A 17,754-nucleotide genomic window follows, 5' to 3' on the forward strand; every position below is an offset into this window, starting at 1 on the left:
GGCGACCGGACGCATCGTCGCCGACCGGTACGAGCTGTCCACGCTCATCGGACAGGGCGGCATGGGCCAGGTCTGGACGGCGTACGACCGGCGGCTCGACCGGCGCGTCGCCGTGAAGCTGCTGCGCCCCGACAAGGTGGCCGGCCAGGAGGCCGACGAACTGCGCCGCAGGTTCGTGCGCGAGTGCCGGATCACCGCCCAGGTCGACCACCCCGGCCTCGTCACCGTGCACGACGCGGGCAGCGAGGGCGAGGAGCTGTTCCTCGTCATGCAGTACGTCGACGGCGCCGACCTCTCCGACCACCTCGCCGAGCACGACCCGTACCCCTGGCAGTGGGCCGTCGCGGTCGCCGCGCAGCTGTGCGCCGTACTGAGCGCCGTGCACGCCGTGCCGATCGTCCACCGCGACCTCAAGCCGCGCAACGTGATGGTGAAGCAGGACGGCACCGTCACCGTCCTCGACCTCGGCGTCGCCTCCGTCATGGACGCCGACACCACCCGCCTCACCCACACCGGCACCCCCATCGGTTCGCCCGCCTACATGGCCCCGGAGCAGGCGATGGGCGGCGCGGTCGGCCCGTACACCGACCTGTACGCGCTCGGCGTGCTGCTGCACGAACTGCTCAGCGGCGACGTCCCGTTCGCGGGCTCCACCGCGCTCGGCGTGCTGCACCGGCACCTGTACGAGCCGCCGGTGCCCGTGCGCCGCCTCCGCCCCGAGGTCCCCGAGGCGCTCGAGGCGCTCGTCCTGCGCCTGCTCGCCAAGGACCCGCAGCACCGCCCCGCCTCCGCCCAGGAGGTCTACGAACACCTGGCGCTGCTCCTGCCCGCCCGCGGCATGCCCACCGGCGGCCCCCTCGACCCCACCCGCCCCTTCGTGCGCCCGCACGCCCCCTGGCCCGACCGCGCCCGCACCCCCGCACCCCAGCCCGCGCCGGCCGCCCCCGTCGCCGAAGCCGGGAAGCCGGACGTCGCCCGCGCCGTCGACGACGTCAAACGCCTCCTCGGCGAGGGCCGCATCACCCAGGCCGTCGACGTCCTCGGCGCGATCCTGCCCGCCGCCGCCGAACAGCACGGCGAACGCTCCCCGGTGGTGCGCACCCTGCGTCGCCAGTACGCGGCCACCCTCATGGACGACGGCCAGTACCGCCGCGCCCTGCCCGAACTGCGCCGCCTCGCCGACGAACGCGCCGCCGAGGCCGGCCAGGCCGACCCCCAGTCCCTGCGCCACCGCTACGACGCCGCCCAGTGCCTGGAACAGCTCGGCGAACCGGCCGCCGCCCTCGCCGAGTACCGCGCGCTGCTGCCGTACTACGAGAACCGGTACGTCGCCGGCGACCCGGACCTCGCCCACGACGTCCGCCGCCGCATCGGCCACCTGCTCCTCGCCGTCGGCGACCGCGCCGCCGCCCACGAGACGCTGGCCCGGCTGCTGCACGACGTGGAGCGCGTCCACGGCCCCGGACACCCGCTCGCGGCCGAGATCCGGCGCACGCTCCAGTGGCTCGGCCAGGTGCGCGGCTGACGACCGCCACCCCGGCGCGGGCGAGGCGGTGCCCGAAGTCCCGGTGAATCGTTGGTCGAATGGGTTGGCCAGAGCCTGGTCACTGCCTACCATCGATCACCGCAAGACTTTGTGCACCGTCGCACAATCTCCAACGGGAGGTTTCCTTGCACCGCCGCCGTCGCTCCGCGCTCCTCCTCACCGCCGCGATCGCCGCCGCGGCACCCCTGCTCACCGCCTGCGGCAACGACGCGCATCCGGGCGCCGCGGCCGTCGTGGGCGACCAGCGGATCACCGTCGCCCAGCTGGAGCACCGCGTCGACGAGGTGCGCGAGGCACAGCGGGCCGCCGTCCCGGACGAGGAGCAGTACCAGCAGGTCGTCGCCAGGACCGGCAGCCTCACCCGCGACACCCTGCACGGCATGGTCCTCGACCAGGTGCTGCACCGCGCCGCCGACGACGCGGGCGTGACCGTCAGTCGCAAGGAGGTCCGGGAGATGCGCGCCGGCCTGGAGGAGCAGGCCGGCGGCGCCAAGGAGCTGGAGACCGTCTGGCTCCAGCAGTACGGCGTCGCCCCCGAGCGTCTCGAGGACAACCTCCGCATCCAGCTGGAGGCCCAGAAGCTCGCCGACAGCCTCGGCACCGACACCAGCCGCCCCGAGTTCTGGCAGGCCCTCTCCAAGGCGTCCGACCGGCTCGACATCGACCTGAACCCGCGCTACGGCGACTGGGACGTCCAGAAGAGCAGCCGCGTCGACACCAAGACCCCGTGGGTCCGGGAGATCACGGCGGCGCAGGTGCAGCAGTCGGCGTAACGGTCCTGCGGGGGCCCTCCGCCGACGCCGCCGACGCCTGTGGACAACTCACGGGGCCGTCGGCGGCGTGCGTTACGTTCGGAGAGTGAACGCAACCAGCGCCGCCCCCGGCACCACCCCCGACCCCGGCCGCATCGTCCTGCTCACCACCAGCCACCGCGTCGCCCCCGGCCTGCTCTCCTGGCCCGCCTGGCAGGCCCTGCGCACCGCCGACCGCGTGCTGTGCGCCGACGGCGCGCACCCCCAGCTGCCGTACCTGCGCGAGGCCGGCATACGGGTCGACGAGGCCGCCCCGGCCGCCGAGGAGCTGGTCACCTCCTGCGCCGGCGGGCACACGGTGGTCGTCGTCGCCACCGGCGAGGGCGACCCCGCGCTCACCGACGGACTGGCGCGCCTCGCCGGCTCCGGCCGCGTCGCCATGCCGGACCTCGAACTGCTCCCCGCCTCCTACGACCTCCCCGGCGCCCGCCTGCTCGACCTCGTCCAGGTCATGGACCGCATCCGCCTCGAATGCCCGTGGTCCTCCCAGCGCACCCACAAGGGCCTGGCCAAGTACGCCATCGAGGAGGCGTACGAACTCGTCGAGGCGATCGAGGACGGCGACCGCGACGAGCTGCGCGAGGAACTGGGCGACGTCCTGCTCCAGGTCGTCTTCCACGCCCGCATCGCGGAGGACGACCTCGACGCGCCGTTCTCCATCGACGACGTGGCCGGCACCATCGTCGCCAAGCTGATCCACCGCCACCCGCACGTCTTCGGCGACGAGACGGCGTCGACCCCGGAGGAGGTCCGGGAGCACTGGCTGCGCACCAAGGCCGTCGAGAAGCAGCGCACCTCGGTCACCGAGGGCGTCCCCCTCGGCCAGCCCGGCCTCGCCCTCGCGGCCAAGCTCGCCTCCCGCGTCCGCACGGCCGGCCTCCCCGTCCCCCTCCCCTCCGGCGAGGGCATCGGCTACGAGCTCCTGGCCCTGGCGGCCCGCGCCGAGTCCGAGGGCACCGACCCGGAGGCGGCCCTGAGAGCGGCGGCCCGTGCGTACCGGGACGCGATCAGGGAGGCGGAGGGCGCCGGGGACTGAGACCGGTGCCGTCCGGGGCCGACGGAGGAAGGGACACCGGCGTCCCGGCCACGCCGGGTGCCCCGGATACCGTCAAGGGGTGACCGACCACCCCGCGCCCGACACCCCCACGCCCGACCACTCCACGCCCGACAGCCCCGCCCCCGAGCTGTTCACCTGGGAGTTCGCGAGCGACCCGTACCCCGCCTACGCCTGGCTGCGCGAGCACTCGCCCGTGCACCGGACGCGGCTGCCCAGCGGCGTGGAGGCCTGGCTGGTCACCCGGTACGCCGACGCCAGGCAGGCCCTGGCCGACCCGCGGCTGTCCAAGAACCCGGCGCACCACGACGAGCCCGCGCACGCCAAGGGCAAGACCGGCATTCCGGGGGAGCGCAAGGCCGAGCTGATGACCCACCTGCTGAACATCGACCCGCCGGACCACACCCGGCTGCGGCGACTGGTCAGCAAGGCGTTCACGCCCCGCCGGGTCGCCGAGTTCGCGCCCCGGGTGCAGGAGCTCGCCGACGGCCTCATCGACCGGTTCGCCGCCACGGGGTCCGCCGACCTGATCCACGAGTTCGCGTTCCCGCTGCCCATCTACGCCATCTGCGACCTGCTCGGCGTCCCCCGGGAGGACCAGGACGACTTCCGGGACTGGGCGGGCATGATGATCCGCCACGGGGGCGGGCCGCGGGGCGGGGTCGCGCGGTCGGTCAAGAAGATGCGGGGCTATCTCGCCGACCTCATCCACCGCAAGCGCGCGGCGCTGCCGCCCGAGCCCGGCCCCGGTGAGGACCTCATCTCCGGACTCATCCGCGCCTCCGACCACGGCGAGCACCTCACCGAGAACGAGGCCGCGGCCATGGCCTTCATCCTCCTGTTCGCAGGGTTCGAAACCACTGTGAACCTGGTGGGAAACGGGGTGTACGCCCTGCTCACCCACCCCGGGCAGCGGGCCCTCCTGCAACGGTCCCTCGCCGCCGGCGAGCGCGACCTGCTGGAGACCGGAGTCGAGGAACTCCTGCGCTACGACGGCCCGGTGGAGCTGGCCACCTGGCGCTTCGCCACCCGGCCGCTCACCATCGGCGGACAGGACATCGCCGCCGGCGACCCCGTCCTGGTCGTCCTCGCCGCCGCCGACCGGGACCCGGAGCGGTTCAACGACCCGGACACCCTGGACCTCACCCGCCGGGACAGCCAGCACCTCGGGTACGGACACGGCATCCACTACTGCCTCGGTGCCCCGCTCGCCCGGCTGGAGGGGCAGACGGCGCTCGCCACGCTCCTCACCCGCCTGCCGGACCTGCGCCTGGCCGCGGACCCGGCCGAGCTGCGCTGGCGCGGCGGGCTCATCATGCGCGGTCTGCGCACCCTGCCCGTCTCCTTCACGCCGGTCGCGTCATCGGCCGACAACGGCACACCGCCGACACAAAGGTGACACGCGCTCAACTCTGTGATCTTCACGTGATCTGCGCGGCATGAACTTGTGACAAGCGATCATCTGCCTATACGTTCACGAATCAGCGTGGCCCGAGTACCACCGCCGCGCGGTCCCCGTTGTCTCGTGAAAGGTCGTCGCATGCTCTCCGGGAACGGTCGTCACCGCCGCCCCCGCCAGGCTCCCGCCCTGGTCGTCGCCGCCGGAGTGACCGGCTCCGCCATCGCGATCCCCCTCCTCGGCGCCACCGGCGCCCACGCGGCCGACGGGGCGAACTGGGACCGGGTCGCCGAGTGCGAGACCGGCGGTTCCTGGAGCCAGAACAGTGGCAACGGGTACTACGGCGGCCTGCAGCTGTCCCAGGAGGTGTGGGAGCAGTACGGCGGTCTGGAGTACGCGCCGAGCGCCGACCAGGCCAGCCGCTCGCAGCAGATACGGGTCGCCGAGAACCTGCACGCGGACCAGGGCATCGCCGCCTGGCCGACCTGCGGCCTGCTCGCGGGTCTGGGCAACGACTCGGCGTCCACGGGCAGCGGCACGGGTGACGGTGCGTCGGAGGGGACGGGGGGGTCGGAGGCGCCGGGGACGTCGACCGCCCCTGAGTCGACCGGATCGACCGACTCGTCCGGTTCGGCCGACTCATCCGGATCCTCCGGTTCGGCCGGGACGTCGGAGCCGACGGCCGGAACGTCGCCCTCGCCCTCCTCCTCGGCCACTTCCGGTCCTTCGTCGAGCACCGAGGACGAATCGGCCAAGTCAGGCGCGTCCACCGAATCCGACCCCTCGGGGAGCGCCGACCCGCAGCAGTCCGTCAGCTCGGCCGAAGCCACCACCAAGGGTGATGAAACGGACAAGGTGGAGCGAGGTGACGGTTCTTCGAACCTCACCGGCACCGAGGAGGAGTCGGGTTCGGGCCGTCATCGCGGCGACAGCGCCGACGAGGGCGCAGTGGACGGCCGTACGGCCGAGTCGTCGGGCCGGCACGCCTCGCGTGACGAGGGTGAGGCGCGAGAGGTCGTGGGCGGCGCGTACACCGTCCGTTCCGGCGACAGCCTGTGGGGCATCGCCGACTCGCTCGAGCTCGACGGCGGGTGGCGTTCGCTCTACGCCGGCAACAAGGAGGTCGTCGGGGTCGACCCGGACCACATCCTGCCCGGTCAGACGCTCACGGTCACGGGCGAATCGGGCGAAAAGTAGGGGGAGTTCGCGTCACGGTTAGAGGTCCTATGTCCGTTTTGGATCTAGTGAGATATAGGTCTCAGAAGCCGTGATCGTCTTTGAAAATCCGCGGAGCGCGTGTCTACGGTCATGACCGCTCGTCATCGCGGGCCCCGGTTGCCGCAACGCCGAATCCTGCCAGCGGCAGCCCGGGAACAGTCGTCGCGTCAAGCGCCGCAGGCAGGAGCGGGGGACCCAAGGTAAGTGCCGCACCGGGCAGTTGAGCCGGAGCGGCTAGGGGTGGAGCCGAGTTCCGTGAGGAACCCGGCCGGGCAACTCAACCGGCCCGAACCCGACAGCTCACCTCGCAGGCGTCGGTGAGGGGATCGATCCATGCTGTTTTCCGGCAAGGGCAAGCACCGTCGTCCGTCCAAGGCCACCCGAGTCATCGCCGTCGCCGGTGTCACCGGTGCCGCCGTCGCCGCTCCGCTGATGGCGGCCGGCAACGCCTCCGCCGCCACCGAGGCCGAGTGGGACGCCGTCGCCCAGTGCGAGTCCGGCGGCAACTGGGCCATCAACACCGGCAACGGCTACTACGGCGGTCTGCAGTTCGCCAGCTCCACCTGGGCCGCCTTCGGCGGTACGCAGTACGCCGCGACCGCCGACCGGGCGACCAAGGCGCAGCAGATCCAGATCGCCGAGAAGGTGCTCGCGGGCCAGGGCAAGGGTGCCTGGCCGGTCTGCGGCACCGGCCTGTCGAACGCCGCGTACACCGGTGGCGGCTCCTCGCAGGGTTCCGGCAGCTCCGAGAGCGCGCAGAGCCAGGACAGCGGCTCCACCGCCGAGCGCTCCACCGAGCAGAAGGCCTCCCGCTCCTCCGAGCGTCCGGCCGCCGAGAAGCAGGCCGAGAAGAAGACCGTCACCACCCCGACCGGCGAGAAGGTCGAGAAGGGCGACGGCGAGTACAAGGTCGTCGAGGGTGACACCCTCAGCTCGATCGCGGCGGAGCACGACGTCGCCGGCGGCTGGGCGAAGCTGTTCAAGCTGAACGACGACATCGTCGACGACGCCGACCTGATCTACCCGGGTCAGCAGCTGCACCTGAAGTAGGCAGCGGCCCCCTTGCTCCCGCCCCGGTGCGTGTTCCCCCGTACGCACCGGGGCGGGATTTCTATGCCCTGCTACCGCCCCTGTTGCCGCCCCTGTTTCCGTCCCGGTTTCCGGGAACGTCTTTGTTCCGTTCGGAAACAATTTACTCTCGGTTCTGTCCATGGGGTGGGCGACCGGCTGGCCGATCGCCCGGAGCCGGTTAGGCTCGTCCCGCAGAGCCCCTGTGGTCCTGCGGACCCGCGTCACACCGAAGCGTCACATTGAAGAAGGAGATGCTCGTGCCGTCCATCGACGTCGTCGTAGCCCGGGAAATCCTGGACTCCCGAGGCAACCCCACGGTCGAGGTCGAGGTCGGCCTCGACGACGGCAGCACGGGTCGTGCCGCCGTGCCGTCCGGTGCCTCCACCGGCGCCTTCGAGGCCATCGAACTCCGTGACGGCGACCCGGGCCGTTACCTGGGCAAGGGCGTCGAGAAGGCCGTCCTCGCCGTCATCGAGCAGATCGGCCCGGAGCTGGTCGGCTACGACGCCACCGAGCAGCGCCTGATCGACCAGGCGATGTTCGACCTGGACGCCACCGACAACAAGGGCTCGCTCGGCGCCAACGCCATCCTCGGCGTCTCGCTCGCCGTCGCCCACGCCGCATCCGAGGCGTCCGACCTGCCGCTCTTCCGCTACCTGGGCGGTCCGAACGCGCACCTGCTGCCGGTGCCGATGATGAACATCCTGAACGGCGGCTCGCACGCCGACTCCAACGTGGACATCCAGGAGTTCATGATCGCGCCGATCGGCGCCGAGTCCTTCTCCGAGGCGCTGCGCTGGGGCACCGAGGTCTACCACACCCTCAAGAAGGTCCTGAAGAGCAAGGGCCTGGCCACCGGCCTCGGCGACGAGGGCGGCTTCGCCCCGAACCTCGGCTCTAACCGCGAGGCCCTCGACCTCATCCTCGAGGCCATCAAGGAGGCCGGCTACACCCCCGGCGAGCAGATCGCCCTCGCGCTCGACGTCGCCGCGTCCGAGTTCTACAAGGACGGCGCCTACACCTTCGAGGGCAAGCAGCGCACGGCCGCCGAGATGACCGAGTACTACGCCGAGCTGGTCGAGGCGTACCCGCTGGTCTCCATCGAGGACCCGCTGTTCGAGGACGACTGGGAGGGCTGGAAGACCATCACCGACAAGCTCGGTGACAAGGTCCAGCTCGTCGGCGACGACCTGTTCGTGACCAACCCGGAGCGCCTCGCTCGCGGCATCGAGGACGGCGCCGCCAACGCGCTCCTCGTCAAGGTCAACCAGATCGGCTCGCTGACCGAGACCCTGGACGCCGTGGAGCTGGCCCAGCGCAACGGCTTCAAGTGCATGATGTCCCACCGCTCGGGTGAGACCGAGGACGTCACCATCGCCGACCTGGCCGTCGCCACCAACTGCGGCCAGATCAAGACCGGCGCCCCGGCCCGCTCCGAGCGTGTCGCCAAGTACAACCAGCTGCTGCGCATCGAGGAGATCCTCGACGACGCGGCGGTGTACGCCGGCCGCAGCGCGTTCCCGCGGTTCCGCTCCGCGGACCAGTAGGCACAGCGCTCCGCGGACCAGTAGGCACAGCAAGGGCTGAACCCCGTAAGTAGGCAGCGTCGTACGTACGTCCCCGTACTCGGTCCCGTACCGTGTGCGGGGACGTACGCGCGTGCACGGGAGGCGGAGACCAGATGGCCGTGAAGGACCGGGACCGTTTCTCCACCGCGACCAGGATCCGGATCATCGGGGAGCAGACCGCGGCCCGGGTCTACCGCTCGCAGACCAAGCGCCAGGCCCGTCGCTCCCGGCTGACCGGCCGGGCCGCGCTGCTCGCGATGGTGCTCTGCTCGCTCGTCGTGGCGCTCGCCTACCCGATACGGCAGTACGTCGCCCAGCGCGCCGAGATCGCCGACCTCCGGCAGGAGCAGGAGGCGACCCGGCAGCGGGTCGAGGACCTGCGCGACCTCAAGGCACGCTGGCAGGACGACGCCTTCGCCGAGCAGCAGATCCGGCTGCGGCTGCACTACGTGATGCCGGGGGAGACTGGATTCGTCGTCGTCGACCCGGACGCGGCCGAGCAGACGCGCACCGATGTCGGCGCCGCCGACCGCCCCTGGTACCGCAACGTCTGGGCCGCGGTCGACAAGGCCGACGCCGCCCGCCGGCAGTGACTCAACAGGAAGACCAGCAGAAGACAGTCATGCAGACTCCCCCGCCGACCACCGAGCGCACCGAGCCCACCGACGCGGACGTCGAGGCGTTCAAGCAGCAGCTCGGGCGGCCCCCGCGCGGCCTGCGCGCCATCGCGCACCGCTGCCCCTGCGGACAGCCGGACGTCGTGGAGACGGCGCCGCGGCTGCCCGACGGCACGCCGTTCCCCACGCTGTACTACCTGACGTGCCCGAAGGCGGCCTCCGCGATCGGCACGCTGGAGGCGAACGGCGTGATGAAGGAGATGACCGAGCGCCTCGCCACCGACCCGGTGCTCGCCGCCGCCTACCGCGCCGCGCACGAGGACTACATCCGGCGCCGCGACGAGATCGAGGAGCTGACCGGCTTCCCGAGCGCCGGCGGCATGCCGGACCGCGTGAAGTGCCTGCACGTGCTGGTCGCCCACTCGCTGGCGGCCGGGCCGGGGGTCAACCCGCTGGGCGACGAGGCGATCGCGATGCTGCCCGAGTGGTGGCGCAAGGGGCCGTGCGTGACGGTCAACGAGACGGCCGAGGAGGACGCCCAGTGACCCGTGTCGCCGCCATCGACTGCGGTACGAACTCCATCCGGCTGCTCGTCGCCGACGCGGACCCGGCCACGGGCGAGCTGACCGACCTGGACCGCCGCATGACCATCGTGCGGCTCGGCCAGGGCGTCGACCGCACCGGGCGGCTGGCGCCCGAGGCGCTGGAGCGGACCTTCGCCGCCTGCCGCGAGTACGCCGAGGTCGTCAAGGAGTACGGCGTGGAGCGGCTGCGCTTCGTGGCGACGTCCGCCTCCCGGGACGCGGAGAACCGGGACGACTTCGTGCGCGGGGTGCTCGACATCCTCGGTGTGGAGCCGGAGGTCATCTCCGGGGACCAGGAGGCCGAGTTCTCCTTCACCGGCGCCACCAGGGAGCTGGCGGGGCGGGACCACCTGGACAAGCCCTACCTGGTCGTGGACATCGGCGGCGGCTCGACCGAGTTCGTCGTCGGCGACGACCATGTGCGCGCGGCCCGCTCGGTGGACGTCGGCTGTGTGCGGATGACCGAGCGGCACCTGGTGCGCGACGGGAAGGTCACCGACCCGCCGGAGTCGGAGCAGGTCGCGGCGATGCGGGCCGACATCGTGGCCGCCCTGGACCTGGCCGAGCGGACCGTGCCGCTGCGCGAGGCGCGCACGATGGTGGGGCTGGCCGGCTCGGTGACGACGGTGTCCGCGATCGCGCAGGAGCTGCCCGAGTACGACTCGGCCGCCATCCACCACTCGCGGATCTCCCGCGACCGGGTCCGCGAGATCACCGACTGGCTGCTGCACTCCACCCACGCCGAGCGTGCGGCGGTGCCCTCGATGCACCCGGGCCGTGTCGACGTGATCGCCGCCGGGGCCCTCGTACTGCTCACGATCATGGAGCGCACGGGTGCGGAGGAGGTCGTCGTGAGCGAGCACGACATCCTGGACGGCATCGCGTGGTCGGTCGCCTAGGCCCTGGGCCGGCGGCCTGAGAGCTCGTGGTCTGAGCAGGCCGGACACCGTTTGAGCGCCTTCGGGGGGCCCGTGAGGGCCCCCTGATGACATCCCGTCGGGAAACTTCGTGAAGTTCTTCACAAGGAATTTGGCCCTGTCGGACGACGAAAGTGCGCCGGTTGACCCTTTTGGGGGTTCGACTGCCCTTTGAACGTGTTCAGGGCGGTGTCCGGAGGGGGTCCCGGAGCGAGGGTCGGGGAGGGTGGTCCACCGCCCCCGGCGCTGCGGACGGGCAGCTCACGCGGCATTGACAACGGGGTGGGGAGCGGGCTGGTTCCCTTCCTCACCATGACCTAGGTCACGTGGGCGGCGAATGGTAACACAGCCCTTACATGAGCTTGTGAAGGGGCGCACGAACCACCCCCCTGGGACGGGTGGATACTCGATGGCATGAGCACCACGGAGCGTCCCAGGATCCTCGTAGTAGGCGGTGGGTACGTAGGCCTGTACGCAGCTCGACGCATCCAGAAGAAGATGCGTTACGGCGAGGCGACCGTCACCGTCGTCGACCCGCGGTCGTACATGACCTACCAGCCCTTCCTCCCCGAAGCCGCCGCCGGCAACATCTCCCCGCGGCACGTCGTCGTCCCCCTCAGGCGCGTGCTTCCCAAGGCGGAGGTCCTCACCGGCCGGGTCACCACCATCGACCAGGACCGCAAGGTCGCCACGATCGCCCCGCTGGTCGGCGAGGCGTACGAGCTGCCCTTCGACTACCTGGTCATCGCCATGGGCGCGGTCTCCCGCACCTTCCCGATCCCCGGCCTCGCCGAGCAGGGCATCGGCATGAAGGGGATCGAGGAGTCCATCGGCCTGCGCAACCACGTGCTGGAGCAGCTGGACAAGGCCGACTCCACCACCGACGAGGAGATCCGCCGCAAGGCGCTCACCTTCGTCTTCATCGGCGGCGGTTTCGCCGGCGCGGAGACCATCGGTGAGGTCGAGGACATGGCCCGCGACGCGGCCAAGTACTACAAGAACGTCTCCCGCGAGGACATGCGCTTCATCCTCGTGGACGCCGCCGACAAGATCCTCCCCGAGGTCGGTCCCAAGCTCGGCCAGTACGGCAAGGAGCACCTCGAGGGCCGCGGCGTCGAGGTCTACCTGTCCACCTCCATGGACTCCTGCGTCGACGGCCACGTGGTGCTGAAGAACGGCCTGGAGGTCGACTCCAACACCATCGTGTGGACGGCCGGCGTCAAGCCGAACCCGGCCCTGTCCCGCTTCGGCCTTCCGCTGGGCCCCCGCGGTCACGTCGACTGCGCGCCCACCCTCCAGGTCCAGGGCACCGACTACATCTGGGCCGCGGGCGACAACGCCCAGGTGCCCGACCTCGTCGGTCGCAAGGCGGGCAACGAGAACGCCTGGTGCCCGCCGAACGCCCAGCACGCGCTGCGCCAGGCCAAGGTCCTCGGCGACAACGTGGTCTCCGGCATGCGGGGCTTCCCGCAGAAGGAGTACAGCCACGCCAACAAGGGCGCGGTGGCGGGCCTCGGCCTCCACAAGGGCGTCGCGATGATCGTCATGGGCAAGATGAAGATCAAGCTCAAGGGACGTCTCGCCTGGTACATGCACCGCGGCTACCACGGTCTCGCGATGCCGACCTGGAACCGCAAGATCCGCGTCTTCGCGGACTGGACGCTCGGCATGTTCCTCAAGCGCGAGGTCGTCTCCCTCGGTGCGATGGAGAGCCCGCGCGAGGAGTTCTACGAGGCCGCCAAGCCGGCACCGGCCGCGCCGAAGGCCGACAAGAGCGACAAGCCGGCGGCGAAGACCGAGGCCAAGGCCTCCTGACCTCCGGTCACTCCCAGCCGTAGCAGTCCCCGAAGGGGCCGCCCGCCATCCGTGGTGCGGGCGGCCCCTTCGCGTTGCCCCGCGCACATCCGCGGCAGTACTCGTGGTGTGTACAAGTATTTTGCTGTCTCGTAACGCGCGCCGGGGACTGTACGGCGGGCTCCCAGGTGTTTACGTGGTGTTGGACATGTCCGGGATCGCTCGTCTTGGAGGTACGCCATGGCTGACGCCGCGCTGCGGCTGCAGAACCTCTTCGAACAGTTGCTGGGGGCGCCCCTCCCGGTGCGCATCCGTGCCTGGGACGGTTCGCAGGCGGGTCCGCCGGGCGCGCCCACTCTCGTCGTCCGCAACCGCAGGGCCCTGCGCCGCCTGCTGTTCAAGCCGGGCGAACTCGGACTGGCCCGCGCCTGGGTGGCCGGCGACGTCGACGTGGACGGCGACCTCTTCACCACCCTCGGCCTGATGGCCGGCCTCGTCTGGGAGCGCGGTGAGGACGCCCGCGGCCTCGCCGAGGCGCTCCGCGACCCGGAGGTCCGGGCCGCCGTACGCGGCCTGGTCAGGCTCGCCGGCCCGCCGCTGCCGCCCGCCCCGCCGCCGGAGGAGGTCCGCCGCTCCCGCGCCCACCTGCACACCAAGCGCAGCGACAGGCGAGCCATCAGCCACCACTACGACGTCGGCAACGACTTCTACGAACTCGTCCTCGGCCCGTCCATGGTGTACTCCTGCGCCTACTGGCCGGCCCCCGAGTCCGAGGGCGGCACCCTGGAGGACGCGCAGCGCGACAAGCTCGAACTGGTCAGCCGGAAGCTGGGGCTGAGGCCCGGTCAGCGGCTGCTGGACGTCGGCTGCGGCTGGGGCTCCATGGCGATCCACGCGGCCCGTGAGCACGGCGTGAGCGTCGTCGGTGTCACCCTCTCCCACGAGCAGGCCGCGTACGCCCGCAAGCGCGTCGCCGACGAGGGACTCACCGACCGGGTCGAGATCCGCGTCCAGGACTACCGGGACGTCGCCGACGGGCCCTACGACGCCATCTCCTCCATCGGCATGGCCGAGCACGTCGGCGCCGAGCGCTATCTGGAGTACGCCACCGACCTGTTCGCGCTCCTCAAGCCCGGCGGACGGCTGCTGAACCACCAGATCGCCCGCCGCCCCCAGCGGGACGAATCCACCTACCGCGTCGACGAGTTCATCGACGCCTATGTCTTCCCCGACGGCGAACTCGCCCCCGTCGGCACCACCGTCACCCAGTTGGAGCGCGCCGGCTTCGAGGTGCGCGACGTGGAGTCGATCCGCGAGCACTACGCGCTCACCCTGCGCCGCTGGGTCGCCAACCTGGAGTCCGAATGGGCGGCGGCCGTCCGGCTCGTCAGCCCCGGCCGCGCCCGCGTGTGGCGGCTGTACATGGCCGCCTCCGCCGTCGCCTTCGAGCGCAACCGCATCGGCGTCAACCAGGTCCTCGCCGTGAAGACCCCGGAAGCGGGCGGCTCCGGGATGCCGCTGCGCGCCCGCACCTGGAACTGAGTCCCGGTCCCACCCCTGGCCGACGCGCGAGGGCCCCGCTCCCACCCGGGAACGGGGCCCTTCTCGTCCGTACCGGACTCGTCCGTACCGCCTGCTCCCGTTACTCCGCCTTGATGGCCTGGAGCATGTTCAGCCGTGCCGCCCGGCGGGCCGGCCACAGCGCCGCCAGGACACCGACCACGGCGGCCAGCAGCAGGAAGACGCCGATCCGGCCCCAGGGCAGGACCAGTTCGTACGTCGCGATCGTCGTGCCCATCAGCTCGCCGGCGGCCCAGCCGAAGAACACGCCCAGGCCGATGCCGAGCACCCCGCCGAAGAGGGAGATCACCAGGGACTCCAGGCGGACCATCCGCTTGATGCCCTTGCGGTCCAGGCCGATCGCCCGGAGCATCCCGATCTCCTGGGAGCGCTCGAAGACCGACATGGCCAGGGTGTTGATGACGCCGAGGACGGCCACGATCACGGCCATGGCCAGCAGGCCGTAGAGCATGTTCAGCATCAGCGTGAACATCTTCGCGATCTCGTTGGAGATGTCCTGCTTGTCCTGGATCTTGATCGCCGGGTTGGTCTCCAGCGCCTTCACCAGGCTGTCCTTCGCGGCCGACGAGGTCCCGTCGGACATCTTCACCATCACCTGCATGTCGACCGGGTCCGACTGGTGCGGGGCGACGGTGGGCAGGTCGACCATGATGCCGCGGATCATCTCGTTGCCCTCGTAGACACCGGCGACCTTCAACTGCTGCTTCTTGCCGTCCTCGTAGGCGACGGTGAAGGCGGAGCCGGCCTTCCAGCCGTGGTCCTTGGCCGTGTCGGCGTCCACGACGACGTCGGTGCCGCCCACCTGGAAGGCGCCCTGCTCGACCTTCAGGTCGGTGAGCCTGCCGATGGCGGAGCCGGTGACGCCGGTGAGGTACTCGGTCTGCCCGTCGATGCGGGACTCCGCGTTGCGCAGCGGGCTGAGGGCGGTGACCCCGTCGGCCTCGGCGAGCTTCTCGGCGACGTCCGGGGAGAGAGGGGTGCTGTTGGCCATGGAGACCACGTAGTCGGCCTCGATCGCCGCCGACGCCATCTTGTCGATCGACTTCTGCAGGCTGCCCGCCATCACCGTCATGCCGGTGATCAGGGTGAGGCCGATCATCAGCGCGGAGGCGGTGGCGGCGGTGCGGCGCGGATTGCGCACCGAGTTCTGCCGGGCGAGCTTGCCGGAGACGCCGAACACGCGCAGCACCGGCGCCGCGGCGGCGATCAGCGGGCGGGACAGCAGCGGCGTCAGGATGAACACGCCGATGATCAGCAGCACCGCGCCCAGGCCCATCGGGGCCTGCCCGTCCGAGCCGCTCATCGTCGTCGCCGCGAGGACGACCGCGACGCCGGCGGCCGAGACCAGCGCGCCCAGCGTGTTGCGCAGGACCAGCGACTTGGTGGTCGCCTTGGCGTGCACGCTGCTCATCGCCGCGACCGGCGGGATCTTCGCCGCGCGACGGCCCGGCAGCCACGCCGCCAGCATGGTCACCAGGACGCCGACCGCGAGGGCTGCGACGATCGTGTCGGTCGAGACCACCAGCGGCCCGTCGGGCACGACCTCGCCCATCGAGCCCATCAGGGAACGCATCCCGGCCCCGATGCCGATGCCCGCGAGCAGACCGGTCACCGCGGCGACCACGCCGACCACGAACGCCTCGATCAGCACCGACCGCGTCACCTGCCGGCGGGAGGCGCCGACCGCGCGCATCAGGGCCAGTTCCTTGGTGCGCTGGGCGACCAGCATCGTGAAGGTGTTGGCGATGATGAACGTGCCGACGAAGAGCGCGATGCCGGCGAAGACCAGCAGCCCCTGCTTCATGCCGCTCATCGACGAGGCGATCATCTCCGCCTGGTCGTCGGCGAGCTTCTCGCCGGTGGTGGTCTCGACGAGGTCCTTCGGCAGCGCCTGGTCCAGCTGCGCCTTCAGCGCGGCCTGCGAGATCCCGTCCTTCGCCTTGACGTCGATCTCGTCGTACGTGCCCGGCTTGCCCAAGACCTTCTGCGCGGTCGCCGTGTCGAAGAGAGTGAGGCTGCCGCCGGCCGCGACGCCGCCGTCATCGGTGGTGAAGACGCCGACGACCTTCGGGGTGATGACCGGGCCGTCGACGGACATCCGCACGGTGTCGCCGACCCCGTAACCGGTGCGCTCGGCGGTCTTGGAGCCGATGAGGATCTCGCCCTCGCCCTTCGGCGCGCGACCGTCGGTCAGCGGGTACCGGGGGTCCTTCTGCCCCCAGTAGTTGCCGCCCTTGGTGCTCCAGCCGTCGCCGATCAGGTCGCCGTCCTTGTCGGCGACGGCGGTGAAGCCGGACACGACGCCGATGGCGGAGGCCGCGCCGGGCACCTTCGCGCTGTCGTCGAGGAGGGCCTCGGTCAGCTCGGGAAGCTCACCGACCTTGTCGCCCTCGGAGTCCTGGTACTCGGCGGTCACGGCCACGTCGACCTGGTCGAAGCCCTTGGCGGAGCTGTTCTGCAGGGCGTCGGAGATGGTGTTGGTGAAGACCAGGGTGCCCGACACGAACGCCACGCCGAGCATCACGGCGAGCACGGTCATCAACAGCCTGGCCTTGTGCGCGAGAACGTTGCGCAAGGCGGTACGGAACATGGGTCTTCTCTGTCCGGAGGTACGGGGTGGGGGAGCGGACGGGGCGCGTCAGCTGGTGCGGCCCTTGGCGTCGAACCGCTTCATGCGGTCCAGCACCGAGTCGGCCGTCGGCCCGTACACCTCGTCGACGATGCGGCCGTCCGCGAGGAAGACCACCCGGTCCGCGTAGGCCGCGGCCACCGGGTCGTGGGTGACCATGACGACCGTCTGCCCCAGCTCCCGCACGGAGTTGCGCAGGAAGCCCAGCACCTCGGCGCCGGAGCGCGAGTCGAGGTTTCCGGTCGGCTCGTCACCGAAGATGATCTCCGGCCGGGAGGCCAGCGCCCGGGCCACGGCCACGCGCTGCTGCTGCCCGCCGGAGAGCTGGGAGGGACGGTGACCGAGGCGGCCGGAGAGGCCGACCATCTGGATCACGGAGTCCAGCCACTGCTTGTCCGGCTTGCGGCCCGCGATGTCCATCGGGAGCGTGATGTTCTCCAGCGCGGTGAGCGTCGGCAGCAGGTTGAACGCCTGGAAGATGAAGCCGATCTTGTCCCGGCGCAACTTCGTGAGCTGCTTGTCCTTCAGGGAGCCCAGTTCGGTGTCGCCGATGCGCACGGAGCCGGAGGAGAAGGTGTCCAGCCCGGCGACGCAGTGCATCAGCGTGGACTTGCCGGAGCCGGACGGGCCCATGATCGCGGTGAACTCGGCCTGCCGGAACTCGACGGAGACGCGGTCCAGGGCGACCACCTGGGTCTCGCCCTGGCCGTAGATCTTGGAAAGCTCCGTGGCGCGTGCGGCCACGGCGGTGGACCGGTCGGCGATGGGTGCGGTGGTCACGGAAGGGCGCTCCTGTCGGTACGGCGTGTGCTCGGGGACGTTCTCCATCCTTCCGGCCGTCGGGCGCCGTGGAGTCAGCCGCTGTTCCGGTTCCGGGGGGCGACTTCGGTCGGACGCCCCGGCCCGGTGTACTACCTGAGGATGACGTGCGCCCCTGACGTCCGCCCCTGACAGGTACCTGGCG

The 17,754-nt window shown here is 71.2% G+C and carries 14 protein-coding genes and 1 riboswitch; of the genes, 12 read left to right on the forward strand and 2 right to left on the reverse strand.

All coding sequences use genetic code 11. From position 1 onward, the window contains the following. Positions 1 to 34: 34 nt before the first annotated feature. The 12 genes from pkaE to ACIGO6_RS17920 all read left to right on the forward strand — a co-directional run bounded on the left by pkaE (position 35) and on the right by ACIGO6_RS17920 (position 14,122). Positions 35 to 1,525, forward strand: coding sequence for a serine/threonine protein kinase PkaE (gene pkaE / locus ACIGO6_RS17865; protein WP_399877031.1), 1,491 nt, complete (start codon positions 35 to 37; stop codon positions 1,523 to 1,525). 146 nt (positions 1,526 to 1,671) lie between these two features. Further along, complete coding sequence (locus ACIGO6_RS17870; RefSeq protein WP_399876821.1) at positions 1,672 to 2,319, forward strand: SurA N-terminal domain-containing protein; 648 nt, start codon at positions 1,672 to 1,674, stop codon at positions 2,317 to 2,319. A gap of 85 nt (positions 2,320 to 2,404) precedes the next feature. Then, positions 2,405 to 3,394, forward strand: coding sequence for a nucleoside triphosphate pyrophosphohydrolase (locus tag ACIGO6_RS17875; protein ID WP_399876823.1), 990 nt, complete (start codon positions 2,405 to 2,407; stop codon positions 3,392 to 3,394). Positions 3,395 to 3,473: 79 nt separating this feature from the next. Then, entirely contained in the window at positions 3,474 to 4,811 is a 1,338-nt protein-coding gene (locus ACIGO6_RS17880) for a cytochrome P450 (RefSeq protein WP_399876825.1), read from the forward strand. A 141-nt stretch (positions 4,812 to 4,952) separates the two neighbouring features. Beyond that, entirely contained in the window at positions 4,953 to 6,008 is a 1,056-nt protein-coding gene (locus ACIGO6_RS17885; RefSeq protein WP_399876828.1) for a transglycosylase family protein, read from the forward strand. Positions 6,009 to 6,191: 183 nt separating this feature from the next. After that, a riboswitch (cyclic di-AMP (ydaO/yuaA leader) is annotated at positions 6,192 to 6,358 on the forward strand. Positions 6,359 to 6,362: 4 nt separating this feature from the next. Next, positions 6,363 to 7,079, forward strand: a complete 717-nt coding sequence (locus ACIGO6_RS17890; protein WP_399876830.1) for a transglycosylase family protein — start codon at positions 6,363 to 6,365, stop codon at positions 7,077 to 7,079. Positions 7,080 to 7,357: 278 nt separating this feature from the next. Continuing rightward, positions 7,358 to 8,647 carry a phosphopyruvate hydratase gene (gene eno / locus ACIGO6_RS17895; protein WP_399876832.1) on the forward strand — a complete coding sequence of 430 codons (1,290 nt, stop codon included), beginning with the start codon at positions 7,358 to 7,360 and terminating at the stop codon, positions 8,645 to 8,647. Between the two features lie 134 nt (positions 8,648 to 8,781). After that, positions 8,782 to 9,261 carry a septum formation initiator family protein gene (locus ACIGO6_RS17900; RefSeq protein WP_399876835.1) on the forward strand — a complete coding sequence of 160 codons (480 nt, stop codon included), beginning with the start codon at positions 8,782 to 8,784 and terminating at the stop codon, positions 9,259 to 9,261. 29 nt (positions 9,262 to 9,290) lie between these two features. Next, positions 9,291 to 9,830 carry a DUF501 domain-containing protein gene (locus ACIGO6_RS17905; RefSeq protein ID WP_399876836.1) on the forward strand — a complete coding sequence of 180 codons (540 nt, stop codon included), beginning with the start codon at positions 9,291 to 9,293 and terminating at the stop codon, positions 9,828 to 9,830. Then, a complete protein-coding gene (locus ACIGO6_RS17910) occupies positions 9,827 to 10,768 on the forward strand; it encodes an exopolyphosphatase (protein ID WP_399876838.1) in 942 nt (313 codons plus the stop codon). The genes ACIGO6_RS17905 and ACIGO6_RS17910 overlap by 4 nt, the downstream gene beginning before the upstream one ends. 432 nt (positions 10,769 to 11,200) lie before the next feature. Further along, positions 11,201 to 12,601 carry an NAD(P)/FAD-dependent oxidoreductase gene (locus ACIGO6_RS17915; protein WP_399876841.1) on the forward strand — a complete coding sequence of 467 codons (1,401 nt, stop codon included), beginning with the start codon at positions 11,201 to 11,203 and terminating at the stop codon, positions 12,599 to 12,601. A 219-nt stretch (positions 12,602 to 12,820) separates the two neighbouring features. Further along, entirely contained in the window at positions 12,821 to 14,122 is a 1,302-nt protein-coding gene (locus tag ACIGO6_RS17920) for a class I SAM-dependent methyltransferase (protein ID WP_399876843.1), read from the forward strand. Between the two features lie 100 nt (positions 14,123 to 14,222). Here the strand turns inward: ACIGO6_RS17920 and ACIGO6_RS17925 are convergent, their stop codons facing one another. Both ACIGO6_RS17925 and ACIGO6_RS17930 read right to left on the reverse strand, forming a co-directional pair. Further along, positions 14,223 to 16,751 carry an ABC transporter permease gene (locus tag ACIGO6_RS17925; RefSeq protein ID WP_399876846.1) on the reverse strand — a complete coding sequence of 843 codons (2,529 nt, stop codon included), beginning with the start codon at positions 16,749 to 16,751 and terminating at the stop codon, positions 14,223 to 14,225. 48 nt (positions 16,752 to 16,799) lie between these two features. After that, a complete protein-coding gene (locus ACIGO6_RS17930; protein WP_399876849.1) occupies positions 16,800 to 17,570 on the reverse strand; it encodes an ABC transporter ATP-binding protein in 771 nt (256 codons plus the stop codon). Positions 17,571 to 17,754 lie beyond the last annotated feature (184 nt).

This window comes from Streptomyces sp. NPDC053750 (assembly GCF_044544295.1).
GTDB lineage: Bacteria > Actinomycetota > Actinomycetes > Streptomycetales > Streptomycetaceae > Streptomyces.